Consider the following 23566-nt stretch of genomic DNA (forward strand, 5'->3'; position numbering starts at 1 on the left):
GCCAACGATTACTGCTGAATGCGTGCGCTCTTGACGAGATCGCCGATGATTTGCGCGGTCGCCTTCTCCATCGCGACCTGCTCAAGCTGCTTGCGCAGCAGTGGTGCGCTTTCCTCGAACTTCGGAATCTGCGTGGTGCGCTTGTCGTCGACACGAAGAATCCAGAGCTGGTCGCCGAGCTTCAGCGGCTCGGCAGACACGGCGCCCTTCGGCAGCTTCACCAGTGCTTCCGCAATCGGTTGCGGCCAGTTCTGCGTATTGCCTGCGCTGATCGGTGTCTTGAACGAGACCCAGTTCAACTGACCGCCTTGCGCGGCATTCGGGCCCTGGCTGTACTGGCGTGCCAACGACGCGAAGTCGGTGCCTTTCTTGAGTTCGTCGAGCACTGTCTGTGCCGTGACGGCGTCTCGCACTGCGATCACGCTCGCGTGGTACTCGTTCTCGCCCAGCGTGGCGACGACGGCGTCGTACTTCGCCTTCACGTCGGCATCGCTGACCGGCGCGGCGTTGAGATGTTCGGTCATGTAAGCGCGCGTGACGATCATCGTCTTCGCCGCTTCGAGGGCAGCCTGTACTTCAGGACGCGTCTCGTAGTGCTGCTTTTGCGCCGCCTGCTTGAGCAACTCGTTGGCAATCAGTTGCCCTTTGAACAGTTCACGCAACTGCGGACTGTCGGGCTGGCCGCTGGCCTTGACCATGGCGTCGACCGACACCTTCGAGATCACGACACCGTTGACGCTCGCCACGGCGTCCGTCGGCAACGGCTTGTTCTCGGATTGGCTGTCGGCGGTACCGGCGGATTTGCTCCCCGACTTGACCGACGACGGCGCCGCAGCCGATTTCGCGGCCATCGCCGGACCGGTGACAACGCTCAACACTGCGCAGACACCCGCAGCCACCCACACACGACTGAACTTCGCTTTCATGACAACCTCTCCCGCAACGTTGACGGACACCGCGAGCCGAGCGCCCGCACGTCCGCATCTTCCAATTCACCCCGCCCAGTTGAGCGTGACGAGAACGACACTGCCTTTCGGCCCAAGCGACGCCGGCTGTACGAGGGCGCGTCCGGCCATCAACTCGCCGGAAAACGTCTGCCCACGGAACTGCCACTGCGCGCGCACCCCTACGCCTGCGCCGACAAGCGTCGGCCAGCCGGCTTCGGCCACCAGATGCGCCTTGCCGCCGTCGAGGAACAGATACGGTTCCCAGCGAAGTCCCTGCCAGACGGGGGCGTTGGCCCACACCGCCTCGTTGCGGACGTAGAAACCGCTGTCTCCGGCGATGCCGCCTTGCAGAAAGCCACGGACGGAATCCGTGCCGCCGAGGAATATTTGCGCGTTGCCGAAGAGCGCTACGGGGCTGTATTGACCGGTGAGTGAGGTGCGCCACGTCCAGTAGGTCGGACCGAGCTGGGCAAGCGGCATCTGGACGGTGGTGCTGGCGTCCAGCTTGGTGAATTGCGCGTGGGCGTCTTGTTTCTGAATGCCGTCGAAGTCTCGCGTGGCGTCGAGCCACGGCAGGCCTTGCGAGATGCCGAGCGAGGCCGTCAACGCGCCGGGCAGGCCATTTCGCGTGAAGCGCCAGAGGCCGGAGACACCGACGCGCAGGATCGTGAGGTCTTGAGGCGAGAGGGGAATGTCGTTGACGTCACGCTCGGTCGACAGTTTGGTCAGCGTGGCATCGAGACTCAGCCGCCCGCTCGACGACCGGGTGAACACGGTATTCCATCCGAATATCTGACTGAGCGTGCGGCCATAGAGCAATGCGGTGCCGCCGATGATCTGCTGGTATTCGGAGAGCGCCGCCGTGTAGCTGAACGTCTGGTAGCCATAGGGCACCGCCGCCGAGACGACGAGCGCGTTGCTGTCGCGCGTGCCCGTGTAGGCGAGACTCAGGGACTCCTGCAAGCCGATGACGTTGGCGGCTTCCACCGAGGCACGGGTGCGCCATCGTCCGGTTGCCGTGCTGCCATAGTTGTCGACACCGACGTTGTAGTTCAGCCGGCTGCCGAACGGGTTCTGGATCGCGACGATCGACTCGCCTGCGGCCTGCCCGGGCAGGATCTGGATCTGCGCCTGATTGCGGCGCAGCCGGTTGATCTGATCGACGCCCTGTTCGAGCGCGGGAAGTTCGAGAACATCACCGACCGAGGCGGGGAAGGCCCACGCGGTGCCGGCGTCCGTGAGCAGACCGCCGCCGTCGCCCGGTTTGCCGTCTCCCGTCGGACGCAGCGCGCCACCGTTCAGCGTGAAGCCGCTGATGCGACCGGCCACGAGCGTGATGGCGAGCGTGCCGGACGACAGGTTTTGCGGCGTGGCGAGGTAGGCGCGCGTGGTGATGAGGCCATTAGCCACGAAGGCTTCCGTCAGACGTCGCAGCAGCAGATCGATGCGGCGCCGACCAAGCGATTTGTGCAGGAAAGGCGCCGCGATGCGATCGAGTTGCGACTGACTGAGGACGGCATCGCCTTTGAAGACGATATGGTCGATGCGGAAGGTCGGCTCCGGATCGGGGAGCGTTTCGACGTCGGCGTCTGCCGGGAGATCGGGCACTTGCGACGCCGCGCCGGGGGCCACTTCAATCTGCGCGGGTTGGCGATCGAGTTCACGCTGCAACTCGCGGTTGCGTTGCTCGTCGAGCAGACGCTGCCCAGGGTCCTGTTGCGGGACGATGCCCGGAGGGAGTGCAGGCACGGGCGGCAGACCCGGTGGCGTTTGCGCGAATGCCGGGGACACCATCCACACGACGGCGAGCGTGGCGGCGATGCGGCGTGCGGAGTGTACGCTGAGACGCGTTCTCAAGGTCATAAAGGTCATAACCCGAACCACGTCGTCAGACCGAGATGAGTGCCAATGCGCGCAGGTTCACGGTACGGCACGTATGCCGTCTCGATGCCCTGCGGCGCGCGCACGCCCTTCGCGCCCGTGATCACGCCGCCTTTGACGACACCCCGTCCTGTGAGCAGGACTTCACCCGATGCGGCCGAGAACAGACCACCGTCGTTCTGGGCGTAGATGGCGGCCCAGTGGTTGCCGAACCACGCTTTCAGCCCACGTGTGCCGTTGTAGGCCGTGTAGCCGAGCAAGCCCTGCGCCGTGACGAGTGGTGCGTCTACCGTCAGATCTCCGCCCCAGGCGATCACGTTGCCGCCGACGTTGCTGGCGCTTTGTCCCGCGTGCAAGGTGATGCTGCCCGCTGCCTGCATCTGCCCGCCGTAGGACGCCGTGGTGCTCGACGCCACCGCCTTGCAGAAAATGAAGCACGAACGCTGATACGACGCCTGCCCTGCCATGACGGCCTGATTGACGAGGTCGCTCGTGGCCGTCACGCGAATATCGCCGCCGTTGGTCAGCACCGTGCCGCCGTTGTTGTAGACGTTACGGCCGGAGAGTGTGACGTTGCCCGCGTCGGCAATGATGTAGGAGAGCTGGCCGGGCGCCGGAATCGCACCATAGTCGACGGAGAAGCCTTCGTCACGTGTCGAGAAGAGGAGCCAGCGGCGGCCGCTGGTCGCATAGGCGGTCGAGACACCGCCGTTGGCGCCCTCGATGTGGGAGATGACGTTGCTGAGATCGCCCTGCGCCTGCATCGATACCGATTGGTTCGATTCGATGCGCGCATTCAGGTTGACGATGTTGCCTGCGGCGCGCATTACGACGTCGTCGTTCACACCGAAAATGACGCCGAACGCGCCGCCCGGATTGCTTGGGTCCGATGTGTTGGTGATGGTGCCGGTTGCGTCTAACGTGATCGCGCCCGCCGACGACGTCAACGCGGAGTCGCGCGACACGCCCTGGATCAGGCTACTGACGTTCGTGACGTCACCCTGACTGTTGATCACGATGCCGCTACGCGACGACACCAGCGTCGACTGGATCGCACCGGCATTGGCGATGAACACGCCGTGACTCGACAGGTTGATCGAGCCACCGGCGAGTATCGAGGCGCCGCTCAGGGTTGTCTGTCCCTGCGACTGCCATGACAGGTTGTTCGCGACATTGATCTTGCTCGATGGCGCCAGCATCACGTCGCCCGCAGACGTCAATGTGAAGTCACCGGCATTCGCCATCAGCGCCCCGGCATGACGCACACCCGCGCCGAGGTCGGTCGTCAGCAACTGGATACGGCCCGAGGTGATGCTGCCGTTCGGCTCCACGTCGAGCGCGATGGCGGCGGGATTCGCTTGCTGGTTGTTGGCGAGCGAGACCCAGTCGTTGTTGTTGTCGTCCGGCGAAAAGCTGGTGTTGAGCGAGACCTTGCTGCTACCGGCGATCACGCGCACGTAGGCCGTGGGGGACGAGAAGTCGTTGGTAATGGGCGCGCTGACCTTGACGGTCTTGGCGATGAGTTCCAGCCCGATGAGCGTGCCCGCGAGACCGCCGCCCGCCACCTCGATGGTTCCCTGACTGGTGTTGAGCACGACGTTGCGCTGGTAGAGGCCGGGGGCGACGAGCACGTCGGTGAACGATACCTGCCCGGTGCTCAGCGCGACGTGGCCTGTGTTGACGAACGATCCGCCGTTGACGGTAATGCCGTTCGGGTTCGCGAGCACGACGTTGGCGCGCGGCCCGGTCACGGCGATCTGCCCCTGAATCAGGCTCGGCGACGTACCCGTCACTTCGTTGACGATGGTTCGTGCGTTGACGCCTGTGTTGTTCAGCGTCGCGCCAGCGCGATCGACGTTAAAACTGGTGTAGGTGTTGTGCGACACCCCGTAGACAGGGGGTGCGATGGCGACGTTCTGGCGGCCATCGGGACCGACGGTGACGGCAGTCGCCGTGCCGCCATCCGGGACAATGCCCGCGGCGTGACAATGCGCGGCCGCGACGAACATCGTCGTCAGGCCGAACCTAGTTACGCTTCGAAACTGCTGAAACCGCCGAATCCCCGAACTGCGTGTGGTGTGCCCGTCAATCTCGCCGGCCAACGGCGAGACTTCGCGCGTTGATTGCCAAGGCATCTGATCTTTCGTTTCTAGTTGTTTTACTGCTCGCAACATCCGACGGCCGTCACGAATGTGGCGCATCGCCACTTCGTCGACGTTCCCCGAACAGCCCATCGCGCGCCGGCTATCGTGTTGTGCCAGCTTTGCGCAACGTGCCGCGCCCGTCGGATTCCTAGCTGGTGAGAACCAGCCCAGAGAGAGCATTACGGATGCAGATTGAGATTTCTTTAGGGTTGCGACGTGATTTTTTTACATTTATTTGCGCACAGTCGGTATTGACTTGGATGATTGACCGAAGGGATGTTGCTGCGACCTCCATCTACGTTACGGTGCATAACATGATCGTATGCCATTGATTTATATATATTTCATTGGAACCCAAACGCTTACCGTATTGACATGAAATCTTGCGCAATTGACTATTTTTCAATAGGTGAATTTATTGTTTTCATAGAAATATTTCGGATTCCGGCGATAAGTCGACTCGTGACGACTAGGCATTCCGAATCTGCATGTCATACCGACCAGGTGACGCTCATCATCGTCGAGTGAGACGCCAAAGGTCCGGCGGAGCGTAACGGAGCTGGAGAAGATACTTGGCACACCCCACCTCAGCTAGTGGAAGCGATGCGCGGGGAGGAAGGGTTTGCTACGTCAGAATGGACCGGTCAAAAAAACGCGAACTTGCTCGTCTTCATGGCATGTCTTCCGTTTCAAACTGTCAAATTCATGCCGGATTTTCTACTTTTCAGCGGCACTGCTTTCTGGGGTAGGGTCAATTGTGGCCACTCTCAATCATTGATTAAATGCTACCCCTGTCCACTAAATCCTGGTAACTCCATTTGTTGTTTGTGCTATAGCCGATTTCGTACCCGAAAATATTGCAGAATTGCCACGATCCAGAAGACTAGAGCCATGAGAGAACCACGAATCAGAACGAACCGTACGTCTTCCATTCCCCACCGATACGCTCCACCGTAAAACATTACAGCCATCAGGACAGACGATACTTTGATCGCCGCGAAACATAGCATCGACAGGGCATAGGCCAATAGCAGTAGGAGCACTAGACGCATCAATTTTTTGCAGACTCCATTTGTAGTGGTCAACCCATCCCGGCTCACGCGTTATCGGGCAACGCTAAGAGACCGCTTCAAAATGACTATTACGTACGTACGAAGATGTTCTAGCAAGCGAGGGAGCAACTGAGTTTGAGGAGGGCTTTATGAGCGGTGCCTTACCCTTTACGGCCCACCTTCTCTAGGCAACGCCCACCCCCACATGAGTAGTTGAAACTCAGCCAATCGGTCTGCTACGTCCGCAAATTCAGGTATTTCCGACTCTATCTCCCAGCGTTCCAGCCAGTCCAGATGACGAGGTTGCATTATCAATCCCGCCTTCGTGTCGGATATCGCTTCGAGCAACGGCGGATAAGTTGCCAAAAAATCCACGTCCTTACTTTTGCCGTGATTTCTTTGAAGCGCGACCTCAAGCATTTCCGCATGCTCTTTCAATTTGACTGCATTCATTGCCTCAGACCTCTAATTTCCCCGATCTTGTTCGCGTTCGGATCTGTCCATTGACTGCGATTAGGGACCAAAACCTGTTGGGCGCCTCCGGGGGCAAAGTACGCTCCCTGTTGCACAGGCACAACTTCACTTGTGAACACCGTCGCGGGGGATCCCTGTTTCGGTGTCATTGAGTACACGTCAAACCCAAACTGCGAGCCTCTAATTCCTTGCTCTGCCGGGAGGCCCAACCTTGCCGCGATTTGATTGGAAGGAAGTTTGGATAACGAGTCATATTCTGCTTTCGTCATAAAGTAGGCAGAACTGTTACTGATAACATCGTTGCCGTTGATAGCCTTTGGCACCAACTTTATCAACTGGGTATCCGCCCCAACGGCGACCGCAGTAGGTAATGCAGTCCCGGTTTTTATAAGGCCGGCGGCGTAAACGTAAGCGCGGTCAAGAGGCAGTCCAGATAACACATGTGAATCCACAATAGCTTGCGCCTGCGCCGTCTTCATTAGTTCGGCAGAAGGCTGCAATCCCAGGACACCGAATTTCTCGGAAGGAATGTAAGACAGCCGAGATAGGTCATTCAATGCCGCAGTTTGTTTGGCCGAAATATTTTCCAGTACTGAACCCGTTAATGCCCCGCCCAAGCTAATTGCAGCATAGGTGAACGCAGCCGTCTGGGGACTTAGCCCCACACTCAGCAAGGCCTGCTTGCCATAAGTTGAATTAATGTCGCCGGTGTAGTGGTCAACCCATCCCGGACATTGAGTCAAGTTTTTCTTCTGCTACCGCAGGAGCTAGCCTCTCGTCGCACACAACCATTTTTCGTCAAACAAACAACATGGATGACAGACTCGGTGCCTCCTCCCGTAGGAATCTAACATGCACCTTAGAAAAAAAACCTTTTGATTGCCATAGCCCCCAAGATTGCGCACGCTATGGCAACACATACCCAATAGACGGTCCGATCTTTTGAACTCATTTTCTCCCATTGCTCTGGGGTTGGTCCTCCGCCTGCAGCCATAATTACCTCCCTTATTTCAACGGTTCCGTTACCTGAGTGGAATGCCCCCAAGGCTGTACGCCGACGGTGAGCGGACCTAGCGTACCGATGCCCAATTCAATCCCGGTCGCCCCTCCGTACGAATGGGTGATCGCACCACTAACGTTAACCCTAAAAGGTGTTGGAATGGAAATGAACATCTGATTGCCATCCCCTGCAAGGAAACTGCTAGTTCCTTTGGCGCTGTCAACACCAAAGATCCAGCCAACGGTGGCGCTTAAACCAGGCCGCCAAGAAATTGAAGATGGATTTGTTTGAGCCACGCCTCCTGATAGATAGGTAGATCCATCGTAGAAATTGATGACGCCGGTCACAACCCCAGATAAGGTCCCGGTATTCAATGTTCCGTAGTCGGGCTTAAGACCACGACCACTTGTGCCCAACCCTGCTGAATAGTCCCCCGTATTAAATCCCGGTGAAAACGGCCCGTTACCTTGACTATTCGGCAAATCGGCATGCGAGCGCCCAATACTCTCAGACGACGATACGTTCCAGCTGTACGGCGAACTTCCTCCCCCAGTACTCGCTGCGATCAAGTCGCGCAACGCATCGGGAGGTGGGGATAGCATCGCAGCATCCTGAACAAGATACTTGTTTCCGGACGCATCGACGAAAACACGCATGCCGGTACTATCGTAAATCTCCTTTGCCTTCGTGTCGGAATTGAGCGGCACTAGCATCCCTGTCCATGCGGTCTCGCCATAGGCGCTGTTATTGGCCGAGCGCATAGCATTTTTAATTTGATCTATCGAGATCGGAGATCCATCTTGGTTGACGATGCCTCTCCGCCTTGCATCCTCTAAGACTCTCTTAGCAAGCGCCTTTTCATCCGGATGCAACTGCCGATTAAACCGATCGACGTTATACCCGGTAAACGCCCCAGAACTCCCACCAACCGCTGCTCCCACCGCAGTACCAACGCCCGTCGCCACGATCTGGGCCAGCGCTTGATCGATGTCGGCGTTGCCTGTCGGATGAGCCTTCTGAATGTTCTCGCTAAGTTCGTTCAGTGTCCCGCCGAGCTTCGACGTCAACCCCGCGCCTAGCGCACCACCGAGCGCATTCCCGCCGCCTAAGCCCGCGATGATGGCGCCGCCCGCCGCGTGCATTGCCGCACGGTAGTCGCCGCCCTCCTTCCAGTCGTCGGCTTCCTTCTGATACTGCGCCTTCAATTCCGGATCGGTCGTGGCGTCGGCCAGCTTTTGTGCCGCGTCTCGCTTCTTATCTGCATACGTCCCGATATCGCGTGCCACCGCTTCCCCAGCCGCCGTCGCCGCCGCCATCAGACGTGACTGATCGTTAAGCAGGTTCTGCAAATCCGGTGTGCGGTTCACCGTTTCATTCAGATTCGACGTATCGCGATTCAGGCTCGCCAGATCCTGCGTCTGGTTCGCGCCGTTCGTCAGCGTGATCGTACCTTCGCTCACCCCGCTGCGCGTCACGCCTCGCTCACTACCGCTCTCCGACTGCGGCAGCATCGGTGCAAGGCCGCCCGTGTTCTTGCCCGAACTCGGCCCCGTCGTCCGCTCGTTTGCACCGCCATTGCCGAACGAGCCCCCACCGCCAAAACCGAAGCTGTTCGCGCTGTAGTCGGAATGGTTCTGGATGTCGGAGAACGTCAACGTGCCCGTCGTGAGTTGATTCTTTGACGGGTCTGCCGTACTGGCGATATACGAGCCTTTCAGATCCGTATTCCCCGCGACATTGATGTCGAATCCGCCAGAGCCCGCCTGAATCCCCGCTTGCTCAACCACACCCGCATAGTTGCCGCTCGCGTTACCGCGCGAATAGCTGAAGCTGCCCGAAGCGCCGCCCATGCTCGCGCTGAACCCGCCGCCCATGCTCTCTTGGTGCGCTGAACTCTCGCTCGTGTCTTGCACGCTGGCGATGTTCAGATCGCCGCCCACACGCGCAATCACCTTGTCCGCATTCACATTGCCGCCGACGATATTCGTATCGCCGCCGCTCACAATCACCGCAGTGTTGCTCGCATTGATGTGGGAGTTGTTCTGGAACGTCGAATCCGAGTTGGCGTCGCCGTTGGACTTCGAGAACGATGCCGATACACCCCAGCCACTCGTGCCAAACGACACACCGAAGCTGCCGCCCTTCGACTCGTTATCGCTGCGCGTCGACTCCGTGTCCTTGCTGCTGAGAATATTGACCTGGTTGTTGGCTTGCAGGAGAACGTCCTTCGCATCGATGTTCGAGCCGATGATGTTGACGTTACCTTTGCCCGACGCCGCGTCGCCAGTGGCGACAAACGCCGTCGTGCCGCCCGATCTGATGTTGCTCGACACGTTCTGCGTCGTATCGACGGATGATGTCGATCGGCTGCTCGACGAGCCAAAACTGAGCTCGACTTTGGCCTCCGGTGTTTTGCCTGCTTCGAGCATACTCAGCGCACCTTTGGCCTCGCCGAATGCACCCACCGCGCCACTTGCCGCAGCATACCCACGCAGCGCCGAGACACGCGCATCGCCCCCCGAATCCACCGCAGCCTTGACCTGATTCGTCACGTTTTGCACTGCGTCGATGACCGGCGACTTCACTGCCAACGTAAAACCCGAGCTCTTGAACTCATGCATCTCGTCATGATGCTGCTGATTAAGCGCAGATTCGATCGTGACGTTCTGACCGATGCCGGTGATATCGCCGGCCGCCATGATGTCGCTGCCTCTGACCCGCAGGTCGTTGCCCGCCACGATACTGACATTGCCGTTCAGGCTGCCGACCATGCTGCCTGTCTGCGTCACGCTGCTGTCGTTAGTCTGGTCACGTTGCTCGTTCTTGCCGTACGAAATACCCACACCGCCCGACGAACCCAAGCCAGAACTCTTCTTCTCGTAAAACGAGCTGCTCTGGCTTTCGTTCTGCGCCGACTCGATGCGCACATCGCGTCCGGCCTGCAAAGCGACGTCCTGCGTGCCAACGACCGTTGAACCACTCACGACGAGGTCCTGGCCCGCCGACACGCCCACTGCATTGCCGGACACGGTCGATCCGACCGCAATCGTCTGATGTGAGCTGGATGACGACGTCTCCTCCGTTTTGGAGAGAAATCCGGAACTGCTATCGTGCTGCCAATTCCGACTATCGTGGGTCTCCGTCACCGTGCCTATATTGACGTCCCCCGTCGCCGCCAATGCGATGGTTCCATTGCCCTGCGACGACACGGATGAACCCAGCACCGACAGATTTCCGGTGCCTGACGAGGCCGCGACCGGACTGATCTGATACGCGCCGAGCACGCCACCGACGGCACTCGCCTGCCCCGCGCCGATCAGCACGTGGTTGCCCCCGCTCACAGACGCACCATTGACCGCCTCGTCCAGCGACGACTTCGTGTACTGCAACGTGCCGCCGAAGGAACGCTCGTCGTGCGTGTGCGAATCCTTGACCGCCGTGACCGTGACGTCATTGCCCGCGAGTACCGTCGCATTGCCACCTGCGGCTACTGTCGTTCCGCTCAACGTGGTGTCGCGCCCTGAGACCGTCGTCAAATTTCCGCCAGCGGAGATCGCACTGCCGACGTTCTGCACAATGACATCACGACCACCGTTCTGCCCATCGGTCGTACCGACGATCTGCGACTGACCGACCGTCAATGTGTTGGCATTGATGTCGCGTCCCGCCGCAACCACCACAGCGCCATCGCTGGCGATCGCGCCCGCATTGAGGGTGACGTCGCGCGCCGCCACGGCGGTGGCGCTGTTCGATCCCGAGATGATGCCGACTGCACCGATACCGGTGGCCGATGCGGACGACGTAAAGCTGCCACCGTTGTCCGTCCCTGCCGTCTGCGTAAGCGTGGTGGATTCGTTGATGAGATCGCGGCCAGCCTGCACCACGACATCCTTGCCGCCGATGCGCCCGCCGGTGTTCCGGATATCGCCGAGCGACGAGAGCGCGGTCGTGCCACCGCTACCGATGACGCCGAGGTTGACGATGGCGTCGCCGAGAATCGTCGTCGCGGTGTCGCTGACGATCTGGCCACTGTTATTCACATCGCCCGTCGCGGCGAGCTTAACGCTGCCGCCCGAGACCAGCGCGCCCGTGTTCGTCAGATCGACGGTATTGGCCTGCGCCAGGTATACCTGCGGCACGAGCACGGACTGCACCGAGCCGTCGGGCAGCGTGACGTCTTGCGAGACCAGCCACACCATGTCGCTGGTCAGTTGCTTCATCTGAGCATCCGACAGCCCCACACCCACGCTCAGGCCAAATTGCTTTCCGTACGTCACACCGTTGTTGAGCAGCGCCGTGTATTCGTCGAGATGGTTGGTGTATCCCGCGAGCAGTGTCTTGCCGGTCAGCGCCGTGATCTGATCCCGCACCAATTGCGTTTCATAGAAGCCGTCGCCGATGCGCTTCTGCGTTGTCTGCGGATCGAGATTCAGCCCAGTGAGCATGTAGTCGCTGGAGATGAATTTGCCGTAATCGGTGAAACGCGAATCTGTGGCGACGAGATAGGTCTGCCCCGGTGCCGAACGCAATTGGAACAGCGCGTTTTTTGGCAAGGTCAAGCCGGGAATCGCCTGCGCAGACGAGCCGAGCGTCTGACGGTTGGCCACCGCGCCCGACAAGTTGCCCAACTGGGTTCCCGCCGCATTCCCCCCAGTCACGCCTGCGCTACCCACGGTGTTACCGGAAGGGTCCACGCTCGACACCGTGATGTTCCGACCAGTGGATTGCACTGACTGATTGCCCACGGCAATCGCCGGAAGCGATGCAAGTGTGGTCGGCGGCAACGGCGTGACGGGGTAGGCCACCGTCTGCTGGTCACTGTCGCCGCCCGATTTCTGATGCCAGTAGAAGGTCGACGTCTGCGTCTGTGTCACTGTCTCCTGCAAAGTGATGCCAACGTCGTTGACGGACCCGCCGGTCGCTCGTCGAATCAGATCACGCCCGGCCGTCATCGTCGACGACTGGTTGTTGATCGCACCGCCATCGGCATTGATGCGAATCGATCCCTGTGCCTGTAGCTTCGCTTCGGGAGATGCACTGATGAGTTCGTCACGCGTTCGTGTCGTCGTGACGATGCGCGTGATTTCGTTGTAGTCTCGCTGGTCGATCCCCAGATCGCCGCGGGAGATTGCCTGATCCGGCCGGATCATCGTGTTCGGGTCCCAATCCGGCCAGAACACGACACGGTAGCTGTCCCCGTTATCGACGATGCTGTTGAAGTACTGCGTCGGGTTCTTGCCGACGTCGCGCGTCTTGGTTGTCGAAGCGCACTGACCGTGATCGTCGCACGGACCCTGGCCTTGCGTCGTCATGTCCTGATACGACTCTTCGAGCGGCTTCGTCAGACTGAAGGTCTTCGCCGCGAGATTCACATTCGTCACCTGCGACTTCGGAATATCGACGGTCAGCGGTCTGGCAAGCGTCTGCAGCAGAGACGACGATATCGGTGCCCGGCCCCCGCTCCAGAACCATTCGGGGAACGTCAGGCTCATGTGCATCAGCGTTTCATCGCCACCCGTCAACCCCGCCGTGTAGAGACTGAAGCCCTGCGTCGTGGACTGCGGCGTTCCCGGCTGCGTCACGATGCTGGTGCGGGAGTTGTTGATGACGCGAGCCGCAATGTCCAGATTGCCGTCGGCAACGATGTTGGCCGAACGGTTGGTCAGCAGCGCCATCTGATTGGCGAGCAGCCCCTGCCCGTCGCGCGTGCCGTCACGCGCAATCTCGATGTCGCCTGTGCTGTAGAGCAATGCCCCGTCGTAGTTGGAGACGGAGTTGGACGCATATAGCGCGAGCCGCCTCGCGCCCCCCATAATCGCGGACGCGCTGCTGTTCTCGATATCGACGGCATCGATCTGCACGTCGTTACCCAGTACACCGTAGCCATTGAAGAAGTAGTTCGCCTTGAGCCGCACCGTATCGCCACTGATGTTGCCGGTATTGGAGAACAGGCTCGCAGCACTCAGTTGTGTCGTCGTCGCATTGATCGAGCCATTCGCGTTATTGACGATCTGGGCGGCTTGTACGTCGAGCGTGCCGGGCGCCGTGAGCGTGCCATCGTTGGTGAAGCGTCCCGTCGACGTGAGCTTGAGGATGCCGTCCGCACGCAGACGGTTGGCGGATGCGTTCACGTAGTCGCCGATGGCAGCAAGCGTCAGATTGCGACCCGCCGTCATTTGTCCCGCACCGTTCATGGCGCCGCCTACGCCCACGTCGCGGTTCGAGCGAATGACGCCGCTACCGTTATCGAGCGAAGCGACCTGCAACGAGACGTCGCCACGACTCTCGATGGTGCCGCCCGCATTGTTCAAGCGTGCGGTGGCTTGCGTCACCGTCAGTGACATGCCGCCGAACAACTGCCCCGCCGAGTTGTCGAGCAAGCCGACGACACCCAGCAGAACGTCTGCACCGCCAATGATCTTGCCGCCGGCGATGTTGCTCAGCGACGCCGCATTGACGTTCAGTTTGCCGTTGCCACCGATCGTTCCTCCGGCATTGCTCACGTCCCGAACAGCCGTCACGGTCGTATCGCCGTCGCCTGCATTCGTCAGTTGCCCGGACGCGTTCGCGACACTACCGACTGCTACCGTCAGCGTATCGTGTGCGCCGTTGGCACTGATGCGGCCACCGATATTGGTGAGCGTGCCGTTGGCATTCAGCTTGATGGCACCACCGGACTGCATCGATCCCGCCGTGTTGTCGATGTCGGTGCTCGCCGAAACCGTCAGACTATTCGCGCCGTACACCACACCGCCACTACGATTGACGATGTTCGCAGCGGCGGTAAGCCACACGGAATCGCCCGCACTCAGCTCGCCGCCCGTGTTATCGATACGCGCCGCCGAGATCCGGAGCGCGCCCAGACTTCCCAGCAGACCGGCTAGGTTTGTGACGTCACCCGTCGACACGACCGACAAGGTGCCGTTGCCGAGATGACTAATCTTCCCCTGGTCGTTGACCAGTTGTCCGACGTTCAGCGCCAGCTCGGCGGCCTTGGTCGCTACCGTGCCAGCACTGTTGTCCAGCGCGCCATCGACTTTGATGGTCTGACCCGAATCGCCGTATTGCTTGATCTCTCCCGAACGGTTGGACGCATCGCCCGACACCGACAACGACAAGGTGTCCGCGTCGATCAGCCCATGATCGTTGACGAGTTTTCCAGCGCGAAGGGTCGATGTCGTCGCGGAAATTACGCCCTGACGATTGGTCAGAGCACCATCGGCGCTCACATCGATTTGTGCGCCGGAGAGTGTCCCGTTGGTGTTGTCCAGTTGCCCGGACGTAAGGGTCATCGTCGTCGCGGCAACGAGTTGCGCGGCATTGATCAGGGAGCCGGCATGCAGGCGCAGGTCGCCGTTGGTGCCGATGACCCCGCCGGCTGCGCCGAGTCCGTTCGTGCCCGCCGCGTTGCGCAATTCGCCGTCGATGTCGATCGAATTGCCGTCGCCACCGAGCGATACTACGCGCCCGGCGGTGTTGTTCAGCGACGCACCCCTGACCTTGAGAAGCCCACCCGATTGCATCAAGCCGCGCTGGTTATCAAGACTTGCCCCGGTGACGTCAAGCCGCGTTCTCGCGGCCGTTTGTGCATCGGTGTTGTCGATACTGCCCAGCGCTGTCAACGTGATCGTGTCGGCCGCCAATGCCCCGTTGGCATTGAGGACGCCTTGCGCGGCCTTCACGCTCAGCGCGTTGGAAGCCGCGACAATGGCGCGCTGAAGGTCGATATCGCCTGCCCGCGACGTCAGCGACAAGCTTTGACTCGCATCCGTACGACTGCCGGAAAGGTCCAGCGCATCGGCGACGAATGTCATGTCGCCGCGAGCGACGTTGCGCCCGGTCGCGACCACCTTTCCGGAGGCCGTCACACTCAGATTGCCCGTGAGTGTCGGCTGACCAGCGGTGTCGATACCGGCTCCGAGCGTGCCGCGCGACGTCAGACCGGCGGCCTGCGCGATCAGATTCCCCGATGCGCTCAGCACACCGCTGTTATCGAGGATGCCGCCGGAGCGGATGTCCGCCAATCCGCCCGCATAGACGTTGCCCTGATTGTCGATGCCTGCCCGAGCGTTGAGGCCCACATTGCCCGTTGCTTCGATCTTTCCAGTCGAGACGAGCTTGCCCTCGGTCGTCAACGTGAGATCGCCAGCCTGCGCCGCAATCACGCCCTTGTTGGAAACGCCGACACCATTTTCCGTGCCCACGAGAAAGATGCGCTGCGCGTACATCCCGCCTAACTGACCGACGTCCACTGCCACGTCGGGTGCGACACCGTCGCCCGCCGTCTTCTGCACCGCAAGCGTTTCGTGATCGACACGATTCGTGCCCGTTACCACATTGAGTTGCTTTGCATGCAACGCAGCGTTGACCTGAACAGCGCGTGCGATGAGGTCGACCTGATCGACATTCGCCGCGTTCAGGCCGTCTCCCTGAATCACCAGACGCCCGCCATTGACCTGATAGCCGGCCAGGCTGCCGTCCCCGCCCATGATCGGGATACCGGTGGTCAGTACCGCACGCGTGGTGTTGATGAACCCGCCACCGTCGACCATGATCCCCGCGCTGTTCGCCACGACGACCTGCGCAGCCTTCCCGGCCACCTCAAGGTAACCACGTAACTGACTCGGCGAATTGCTGTTGACCTGATTCAGGATGACGCGGGCAGCCTGATCTCGCGCCAGATTCGGGTTGCCATTGACATACCCGGCCTGTTGCGTGTTCACGATCGTTGGCGAGTTATTGAGAATTACGCCTTGGCGCGGCACGTCGAATTGCGAGTAGACGTTTTTCGACACCCCGGCCGCCGTCGGCGCAGTGATGTTGACTTGCTGCAGTCCGTTTGCCGTCTGCACAACACCGGGCGCATTGGCTCCCGGAGCCGCGACGACCTGCGCGCGAACTGACACCGGCGCAACAACCTGCGCCAGAACAAGCGCGCGCACCATGGCGCGCTGGAGGCCGCCCTCTGCCCGATTTCCCCGAATCACGCCGTGGGCACGGCGATTGACTTGTGATTTCATCTGATCTTTTGTACGACTATTTTTAGTAGGGTCTTCGCCCGATTTCTACTTCTATCGATACAAACTTCGCATGTCGAATAGTACTCAATAATTTAGTATTTGTTTGTACAACTAAACTGCCTTTATGAAATAGACTTTTACCTGTAACATTCCGATAAATAAATAATCCAAAGCAAATAGCACGGGGATCATGTTAGAGTCCGACGCCTGATTTCGGCGGTCCACATCGGGACACGCCGCTCACACTTTGCTTCGCATTCCACCCCCCATCTTTGGATGGCGCGATAACGCTCGCCCTAGCACCGCGAATCACCACCGCCGCTTCGCAATGAATCTCGCTTCGCACCGCTCCGTAACGAATGTCCGTCGCCTGCTTTGCGCGCTGGCGGTGTCGTTCGCTTCGCTTCCAGGCGTTGCCCTTGCGCAAGCCGCGCCGCCGGCCGTAGATGCCGCCGCGACAAACGCCCGCCAGCAGCAGTTGCTTGAACAACAGCGCCAGGCGCAGGAACGCGCCGCCGCGATCAGTGCGCCAACGGTGCGCTCGGCGATTCCCGCTGCGGATGGATTCCCGACGCTTCCCGTAGAAGCCCCATGTTTTTCGGTCGAAAGATTTTCGCTGCACGTTCCAGAGATACTCCGCAAACGTGCGCAAGCCGCCGGTGCGTCATCGCTTCCTCTCGATCCATTTGCGTTCGCTACGGACTGGCTTGCGCACTATCGGGGCGAATGCGTCGGCCGCGAGGGCATTGCAGCGATAACAGCCGGGCTTACCAGGGCGATTCTGGCCAAGGGCTATGTGACAACACGCGTTCTCGTGCCCGAGCAGGACCTCACGACGGGAGAACTGAAGCTCACGCTCGTTCCCGGCCTCGTCGGGGACATCCGCTTCTCTGATGCATCGCAATACGGCACTTGGCAAACGGCGTTCCCCACACGCCCAGGCGATCTCCTCGAACTGCGCGATCTGGAGCAGGGGCTTGAGCAGATGAAGCGCGTGGCGAGTCAGGACGTGACGATGCAGATCGTGCCGACGGAAGCGCCCGGAGAAAGCGATGTCGTCATCGACGTCAAGCGAACAAAGCGATGGAGCGTCGTCGCCTCGGTCGACAACTCAGGGTCTCGCGATACGGGGAAATTGCAGGGTAGCCTCGCCCTCGGCATCGACAATCCCCTGGGTCTGAACGACATCCTGAATGTCGGCGCGACACATGATCTGTCGTTCGCTGACAAGCGCTTCGGATCGAACGGATGGAATGCTTTTTACTCGATTCCGTGGGGGTTTTGGACTGCGACTGTGGCTGCTTACGCCAATCGGTATAACCAACAAATCGCAGGTGTGAACGACACTTTCGTGACTCGTGGACAGTCGCAGAATCTCGATTTCAAACTGTCGCGGGTACTTCAACGCAGCCAGAGCAACGTGCTGAGTGCGCACGTTCGGTTAAGCAAGCGCTTTGGACGCAGTTTCCTCGAGGATGCAGAAATCGATCAGCAGTATCGGAACAATACTTTCATCGAGTTCGGTATCTCGAATCGTCGCTACATCGGTGTCGGGCAATTCGACGGCACCCTTGCTTATCGTCAAAGCGTGTCGGGGCTCGGGGCTGCGCCGGATAACGCCTTGCCTGGCACGCCAACGTATCGCTTCAAGATGGCGGTACTTGACGCGAACCTGTCACTGCCGCTCGGTCAATTGCCACTTCGCTACGTCACGACATTTCACGGGCAATTCACCGGCGACGTGCTGCACTACATCGACGACATGAGTATCGGCAGCCGCTATACCGTTCGTGGATTTGACGGTGAATCATCCCTTGCTGCGGAAAAGGGCTTTTACTGGCGCAACGAATTGCAGTGGGCACTCAGCGCGTCTGGCGTATCGCTCTTCGCCGGTGTGGATTACGGGCGTGTCAGCGGCCCCAACGCGCAGTACCTGGCCGGGACACAGCTTGCGGGCGCAGTCATTGGCGTACGCGGCAATACCAAGCTCCCATTCGGTTTTGTCACTGGTGAAGTCTTTGCCGGCACCCCAATCTATAAGCCAACTTCGTTTCAAACCGCACACGCTACTGTCGGATTCTCGCTTACCGCGCAGTTCTGATCGCGCACGGCGAGCGCATCCCAGCCCCAAATCGGGCGAGCCACTCGCTCAGGAATCCTGCCTCCTAATCAGGAAACGCCAGATTATTGCGCCTAACGCGCCGCCGACAAGCGGCGCCGCCCAAAAGAGCCAAAGCTGACCGAGGGCGTCAGTCCGGGCAAAAAGAGCGACTGCTGTCGAGCGTGCCGGATTGACCGATGTGTTGGTCACAGGGATCGAGATCAGGTGAATCAACGTCAGCGCCAGGCCGATGGCCAGCGGACCGAACCCGACAGGCGCGAGCTTATGCGTCGACCCAAGAATCACAATGAGGAAGCCGGCGGTTAGCGTGATTTCGATCAGCGCCGCCGATAACAACCCGTAGTTCCCCGGCGACAAATCACCATAGCCGTTAGACGCAAATCCGCCGGGTTCAAAACCGGGGGCGTCGCTGGCGATGACGTAAAGCAGTGCGGCGGCGGCCACGCCGCCGATCACCTGTGCGGCCCAATACGGGAGAACATCGCGCCAGGACATTCGCCCTGCGGCCGCTATGCCCAGCGTAACCGCGGGGTTGAAATGTCCACCGGAGATACCGCCAACGGCATATGCCATCGTCAGCACGGTTAGACCAAAAGCTAGTGCAACACCGGCAAAGCCGATACCAAGATTCGGAAAACCTGCCGCAAGCACCGCACTTCCGCAGCCGCCGAACACGAGCCAGAAGGTCCCAAATAACTCCGCAGTCAATTTCATTTTCATAGCAAACGCTTTAATTCAGGACTTCTTAAAACTTTTGGCTTCGCGTATATGCGCCGCCGACCTGCATCGCGCATCAATCCAGGATGAGATTTAATGACATCTGCGGCGATTTTTTACATGCAGAATGCTGGCCTTTTCCTGTTAATTCCCCGCAGTTGCATGGCATTCCGGATCACGTGTGCCCCGGAAATATCTACGCAATTTACGGCCACAACAGTATCAAAACTACTCCGCGGCGAATATGGGATTAGGCCCATTCTTGAAAGGAGAGGGGCAGACTTCCGCGCGCGTTCCGGGCTCGCGAAATCACAGGGGCGTGGAATTTCACTGCGCGAGCTGGATTGCGCAACGACCGAGCTATCGGAACCACGACGCCGTTGGGCGCCAGGAACGGGCCGATAAGGACGTTGAACGCGTGACGCTCCGCGAAGTTCTTCGTGCCGCGTTCAGTGATGGTGACGAAGTGCTCACGACCGGTGCCCTGTCGTCAGCTCGACGGCCTCGCAGGGGCATGGTGATTCACGACTCGCGCGGCAACGGCTTGAAAGGCCATCGCTGGGGACCAGATTGGAAACGCGTTGGTGATTTTAGAAACGCAAAGGGGTTACGAGAAATCTCGTAACCCCTTGCTGTATTTGGTGCCGGCTGCAGGACTCGAACCCGCCACCTGATGATTACAAATCAACTGCTCTACCAGATGAGCTAAGCCGGCGAAGTCGTGTATTGTAACCGATTCACCGGTCACTGCGACTACCTGTCAGTGCAAAATCGTTCGCTTTTGCTGTCATGCCGTGCGATGCCGAAAAAAGCATCACGCCAGCAGACCGGCATCGCGAATTACTTCACCACCTTCAGATGTGCGCGTCCGGCGTTGCCGCCAGCCGGGCTATTGCCGCCCGGGCGCGTCGGATCCGGATCGTCCTCGGCCAACTCCTGCGCCGGCGGTACCGCTTCCAGCTCCGGACTTTCGTCCGCACTTGCCTGCTTGTCGACCGGGAAAGCCATCCCCTGACCGTTCTCACGAGCATAAATCGCCAGCACGTTCGGCACCTGCACTTCCACCTTCTGTGAGATACCGCCGAAGCGAGCGCTGAATTCGATCCAGTCGTTGCCCATCTGCAAACCGCTCGTGGCGTCGAAGCTGATGTTCAGCACGATCTCGCCATCTTTCACAAACTCGCGCGGCACCCGCGTTTTGGCATCGACATGCACGGCCAGATACGGCGTGTAACCATTGTCGGTACACCACTCGTACAACGCGCGCAGTAAATAAGGCTTGGTAGACGTTTCAGGCATATAACCAACGTATCCCGCCGCGAAACCCGTCCATCTCACTCGACAGACCGGCATCGCCAGCGGGCAAATCAACACATTAACGACGCATGACCTTTTCGGACGGCGTCAGTGCTTCAATGTACGCCGGACGGCTGAAAATCCGCTCGGCATACTTCATCAACGGCGCAGCATTCTTCGACAACTCGATGCCGTAGTGATCCAGACGCCACAGCAGCGGTGCGATCGCCACGTCGAGCATCGAGAACTCTTCACCCAGCATGTACTTGTTCTTCACGAAAATCGGCGCCAACTGCGTCAGACGATCGCGAATCGATTGACGTGCCTTCTCGTGATTCTTCTCCGCAGCCTTGCCCTTCTCGTTCTCGAGCGCGCTCACATGCACGAACAACTCTTTCTCGAAGTTGAACAGGAACAGGCGCGCACGCGCACGCTGCACCGGATCGGCCGGCATCAGTTGCGGATGCGGGAAACGTTCGTCAATGTACTCATTGATGATGTTCGATTCGTACAGAATCAGGTCGCGCTCCACAAGGATCGGCACCTGACCGTACGGGTTCATCACCGCAATGTCTTCCGGCTTGTTGAACAGATCGACGTCACGGATTTCGAAATCCATGCCCTTTTCGAACAGAACCAGCCGGCAACGCTGGGAGAAGGGGCACGTCGTGCCCGAGTACAAAACCATCATAGCGCGTCTTCCTTAAAAACCAACGGGGCCGGGGCGGGAAATCGACGCTTCCCAAACCCTGGCCCCGTCGTACAGACGTTATTTTACTTCACGTCCTTCCAATAGGCCGAATTCAGGCGCCAGGCAAGTACCGTAAAGAGTCCCAGGAACAACAGAACCCAGACACCCAACTGCCGGCGCGTTCGCTGCGCCGGTTCCGACATCCAATCCAGATAAGATACCAAATCCGCCATAGCAGAATCAAATTCCACCGGCTTCATCGTCCCTTGAGTGATCTGCACGAACTGCGCCGGACCATGCTCCGCGCCCTCCACGTGCTTCAAACCCCGCTGTCCCTGCAACTGCCAGAACGGGTTCGGCATGCCCACATTGGGAAACGCCAGGTTGTTCCAGCCCGTCGGACGGGAATCGTCCCGGTAGAAGGTACGCAAGTAGGTGTACAGCCAGTCCGTGCCGCGTGCCCGGGCCTCGACCGACAGGTCCGGCGGCGCCGAACCAAACCAGTCCTTGGCGTCCGCCGCGCGCATGGCCACGGTCATCGTTTCGCCGATCTTGTCGGTCGTAAAGAGGAGATTGTTCTTGATCTCCGCTTCCGAGAGCCCCAGATCCTTGAGACGCGAATACCGCATCGACGCCGCCGAGTGGCAGTTCAGGCAGTAATTCACGAACAGCTTGGCGCCCCTTTGCAGCGATGCCAGATCGTCGATGCGATTGGGCGCAGTGTCCAGCGCCCCGCCTTCTTCAGCCATGGCCGGCGCCGTGAAGCCACTCAGGAGCGCCAGGATAAGCAACAGTTTTCTCATCTTGATATCCCTAGTCGTCGTTTGAGTGCGCTCAGTGCGCCGCGAAGGTCACGCGCTCCGGCACCGGCTTGAAGGTGCCGCGCTTGCTCCACAGCGGCATCAGCCAGAAGAATCCGAAGTAATACAGCGCACCGATCTGCGAGATGGCCGTCTTCACGGGCGTGGGGCCCTGAATCCCCAAATAGCCCAGCACGAAGAAAACGACGACGAGAATACCCAACAGCACCTTGTGGAATCCCGGACGGTAACGGATCGACTTCACCGGGCTATGGTCCAGCCACGGCAGGAAGAACAGCGTCACCACCGCACCGCCCATCACCACCACGCCCCAGAACTTGGCTTCCGTCAGGAACATGAACACCAGCAGCAACACGACACCGCCGGACGCCGCAACCTTGGTCGTCGCCGCGGCCTTGCCCTTGATCCACCAGACGGCGGTAACCAGCACCGCAACCCCCATCAACACGTACTTGAAGTCGTCGGTCGTGGCCCGCAGCATCGAGTAGAACGGCGTGAAATACCACACCGGGGCGATGTGCGGCGGGGTCTTGAGCGGGTCGGACGGAATGAAGTTATTGGCTTCAAGGAAGTACCCGCCCATCGTCGGCGCGAAGAACACGATGGCCGAGAACACCATCAGGAACACGCCCACGCCCATGATGTCATGCACCGTGTAGTACGGATGAAACGGAATGCCATCGAGCGGCCGGCCGTTGGCGTCCTTCTTGTCCTTGATCTCGACACCGTCCGGGTTGTTCGAGCCGACTTCGTGCAGCGCGATGATGTGCGCGACGATCAGCCCGATGAGCACCAGCGGGATCGCGATCACATGGAACGCGAAGAAGCGGTTGAGCGTGGCGTCCGAGACGACGTAGTCGCCGCGAATCCACAGCGACAGGTCCGGACCGATGAACGGGATGGCCGAGAACAGGTTCACGATCACCTGAGCGCCCCAGTACGACATCTGGCCCCACGGCAGCAGATAGCCCATGAACGCTTCTGCCATCAGGCACAGGAAGATCAGACAGCCGAACACCCACACCAGCTCGCGCGGCTTGCGGTACGACCCGTACAGCAGCCCCCGGAACATGTGCAGATAGACCACGACGAAAAACATCGAGGCGCCCGTCGAGTGCATGTAGCGGATGAGCCAGCCCCACGGCACTTCGCGCATGATGTACTCGACCGACGCGAACGCGAGGTTGGCGTCGGGCTTGTAGTTCATCACCAGAAAGATGCCGGTGAGGATCTGGATCACCAGCACCAGCATGGCCAGCGAGCCGAAGAAGTACCAGAAATTGAAATTCTTGGGAGCGTAATACTCGGACGCGTGGTCCTTCCAGAGCTGAGTGAGCGGGAACCGGCGATCGATCCAGCCCAGCAAGCCCGTCGTGTCGACCTGTTTGTCGGCGGCCATGA

12 protein-coding genes and 1 tRNA gene are annotated in these 23566 nt (G+C 59.8%); 1 reads left to right on the plus strand and 12 read right to left on the minus strand.

Going from position 1 to position 23566, the window contains the following annotated elements:
* Positions 1-8: 8 nt before the first annotated feature.
* The 6 genes from PCA20602_RS18115 to PCA20602_RS18140 form a co-directional block, all read right to left on the minus strand.
* Positions 9-926, minus strand: a complete 918-nt coding sequence (locus tag PCA20602_RS18115; protein ID WP_150722422.1) for a peptidyl-prolyl cis-trans isomerase — start codon at positions 924-926, stop codon at positions 9-11.
* Positions 927-992: 66 nt separating this feature from the next.
* Positions 993-2810 carry a ShlB/FhaC/HecB family hemolysin secretion/activation protein gene (locus PCA20602_RS18120; RefSeq protein ID WP_150722423.1) on the minus strand — a complete coding sequence of 606 codons (1818 nt, stop codon included), beginning with the start codon at positions 2808-2810 and terminating at the stop codon, positions 993-995.
* Positions 2811-2815: 5 nt separating this feature from the next.
* Positions 2816-4963, minus strand: coding sequence for a filamentous hemagglutinin N-terminal domain-containing protein (locus PCA20602_RS18125; RefSeq protein ID WP_246182225.1), 2148 nt, complete (start codon positions 4961-4963; stop codon positions 2816-2818).
* Positions 4964-6192: 1229 nt separating this feature from the next.
* Positions 6193-6477: a hypothetical protein gene (locus PCA20602_RS18130; RefSeq protein WP_150722424.1), complete on the minus strand. Its 285-nt coding sequence runs from the start codon at positions 6475-6477 to the stop codon at positions 6193-6195.
* The gene (locus PCA20602_RS18135) at positions 6474-7241 is read right to left on the minus strand and encodes a hypothetical protein (protein ID WP_150722425.1); all 768 of its coding nucleotides are present in this window, start codon (positions 7239-7241) and stop codon (positions 6474-6476) included. Before PCA20602_RS18135 ends, PCA20602_RS18130 begins: the two co-directional genes overlap by 4 nt.
* 262 nt (positions 7242-7503) lie before the next feature.
* Positions 7504-16518, minus strand: coding sequence for a hemagglutinin repeat-containing protein (locus PCA20602_RS18140; RefSeq protein ID WP_150722426.1), 9015 nt, complete (start codon positions 16516-16518; stop codon positions 7504-7506).
* 328 nt (positions 16519-16846) lie between these two features.
* Between PCA20602_RS18140 and PCA20602_RS18145 the strand changes: the two genes are divergently transcribed.
* Entirely contained in the window at positions 16847-18619 is a 1773-nt protein-coding gene (locus PCA20602_RS18145; RefSeq protein WP_150722427.1) for a ShlB/FhaC/HecB family hemolysin secretion/activation protein, read from the plus strand.
* Positions 18620-18667: 48 nt separating this feature from the next.
* Here the strand turns inward: PCA20602_RS18145 and aqpZ are convergent, their stop codons facing one another.
* From aqpZ to PCA20602_RS18175, 6 genes are all read right to left on the minus strand, one after another.
* Entirely contained in the window at positions 18668-19360 is a 693-nt protein-coding gene (gene aqpZ / locus PCA20602_RS18150; protein ID WP_150722428.1) for an aquaporin Z, read from the minus strand.
* A gap of 636 nt (positions 19361-19996) precedes the next feature.
* A tRNA-Thr gene (locus PCA20602_RS18155) sits at positions 19997-20072 on the minus strand.
* Between the two features lie 125 nt (positions 20073-20197).
* Positions 20198-20656, minus strand: a complete 459-nt coding sequence (locus tag PCA20602_RS18160; RefSeq protein ID WP_150722429.1) for a ClpXP protease specificity-enhancing factor — start codon at positions 20654-20656, stop codon at positions 20198-20200.
* A 76-nt stretch (positions 20657-20732) separates the two neighbouring features.
* Positions 20733-21344 carry a glutathione S-transferase N-terminal domain-containing protein gene (locus PCA20602_RS18165; RefSeq protein ID WP_069342303.1) on the minus strand — a complete coding sequence of 204 codons (612 nt, stop codon included), beginning with the start codon at positions 21342-21344 and terminating at the stop codon, positions 20733-20735.
* Between the two features lie 83 nt (positions 21345-21427).
* Positions 21428-22147 (minus strand): cytochrome c1, encoded by a 720-nt coding sequence (locus tag PCA20602_RS18170; RefSeq protein WP_150722430.1) that lies wholly within the window; start codon positions 22145-22147, stop codon positions 21428-21430.
* Between the two features lie 31 nt (positions 22148-22178).
* A complete protein-coding gene (locus PCA20602_RS18175; protein WP_150722431.1) occupies positions 22179-23564 on the minus strand; it encodes a cytochrome b in 1386 nt (461 codons plus the stop codon).
* Between the last annotated feature and the right edge of the window lie 2 nt (positions 23565-23566).

The sequence above is a fragment of the Pandoraea capi genome (assembly GCF_902459735.1).
In the GTDB taxonomy this organism is placed as follows: Bacteria; Pseudomonadota; Gammaproteobacteria; order Burkholderiales; family Burkholderiaceae; genus Pandoraea; species Pandoraea capi.

What these genes read in the sequence shown, in the direction of transcription:
- PCA20602_RS18170 (WP_150722430.1), bottom strand. Translation starts at nt 22,147, where the DNA reads ATGAGAAAACTGTTGCTTATCCTGGCGCTCCTGAGTGGCTTCACGGCG.
- PCA20602_RS18130 (WP_150722424.1), bottom strand. Translation starts at nt 6,477, where the DNA reads ATGAATGCAGTCAAATTGAAAGAGCATGCGGAAATGCTTGAGGTCGCG.
- PCA20602_RS18175 (WP_150722431.1), bottom strand. Translation starts at nt 23,564, where the DNA reads ATGGCCGCCGACAAACAGGTCGACACGACGGGCTTGCTGGGCTGGATC.
- PCA20602_RS18125 (WP_246182225.1), bottom strand. Translation starts at nt 4,963, where the DNA reads ATGCCTTGGCAATCAACGCGCGAAGTCTCGCCGTTGGCCGGCGAGATT.
- aqpZ (WP_150722428.1), bottom strand. Translation starts at nt 19,360, where the DNA reads ATGAAAATGAAATTGACTGCGGAGTTATTTGGGACCTTCTGGCTCGTG.
- PCA20602_RS18145 (WP_150722427.1), top strand. Translation starts at nt 16,847, where the DNA reads ATGAATCTCGCTTCGCACCGCTCCGTAACGAATGTCCGTCGCCTGCTT.
- PCA20602_RS18160 (WP_150722429.1), bottom strand. Translation starts at nt 20,656, where the DNA reads ATGCCTGAAACGTCTACCAAGCCTTATTTACTGCGCGCGTTGTACGAG.
- PCA20602_RS18140 (WP_150722426.1), bottom strand. Translation starts at nt 16,518, where the DNA reads ATGAAATCACAAGTCAATCGCCGTGCCCACGGCGTGATTCGGGGAAAT.
- PCA20602_RS18120 (WP_150722423.1), bottom strand. Translation starts at nt 2,810, where the DNA reads ATGACCTTGAGAACGCGTCTCAGCGTACACTCCGCACGCCGCATCGCC.
- PCA20602_RS18115 (WP_150722422.1), bottom strand. Translation starts at nt 926, where the DNA reads ATGAAAGCGAAGTTCAGTCGTGTGTGGGTGGCTGCGGGTGTCTGCGCA.
- PCA20602_RS18165 (WP_069342303.1), bottom strand. Translation starts at nt 21,344, where the DNA reads ATGATGGTTTTGTACTCGGGCACGACGTGCCCCTTCTCCCAGCGTTGC.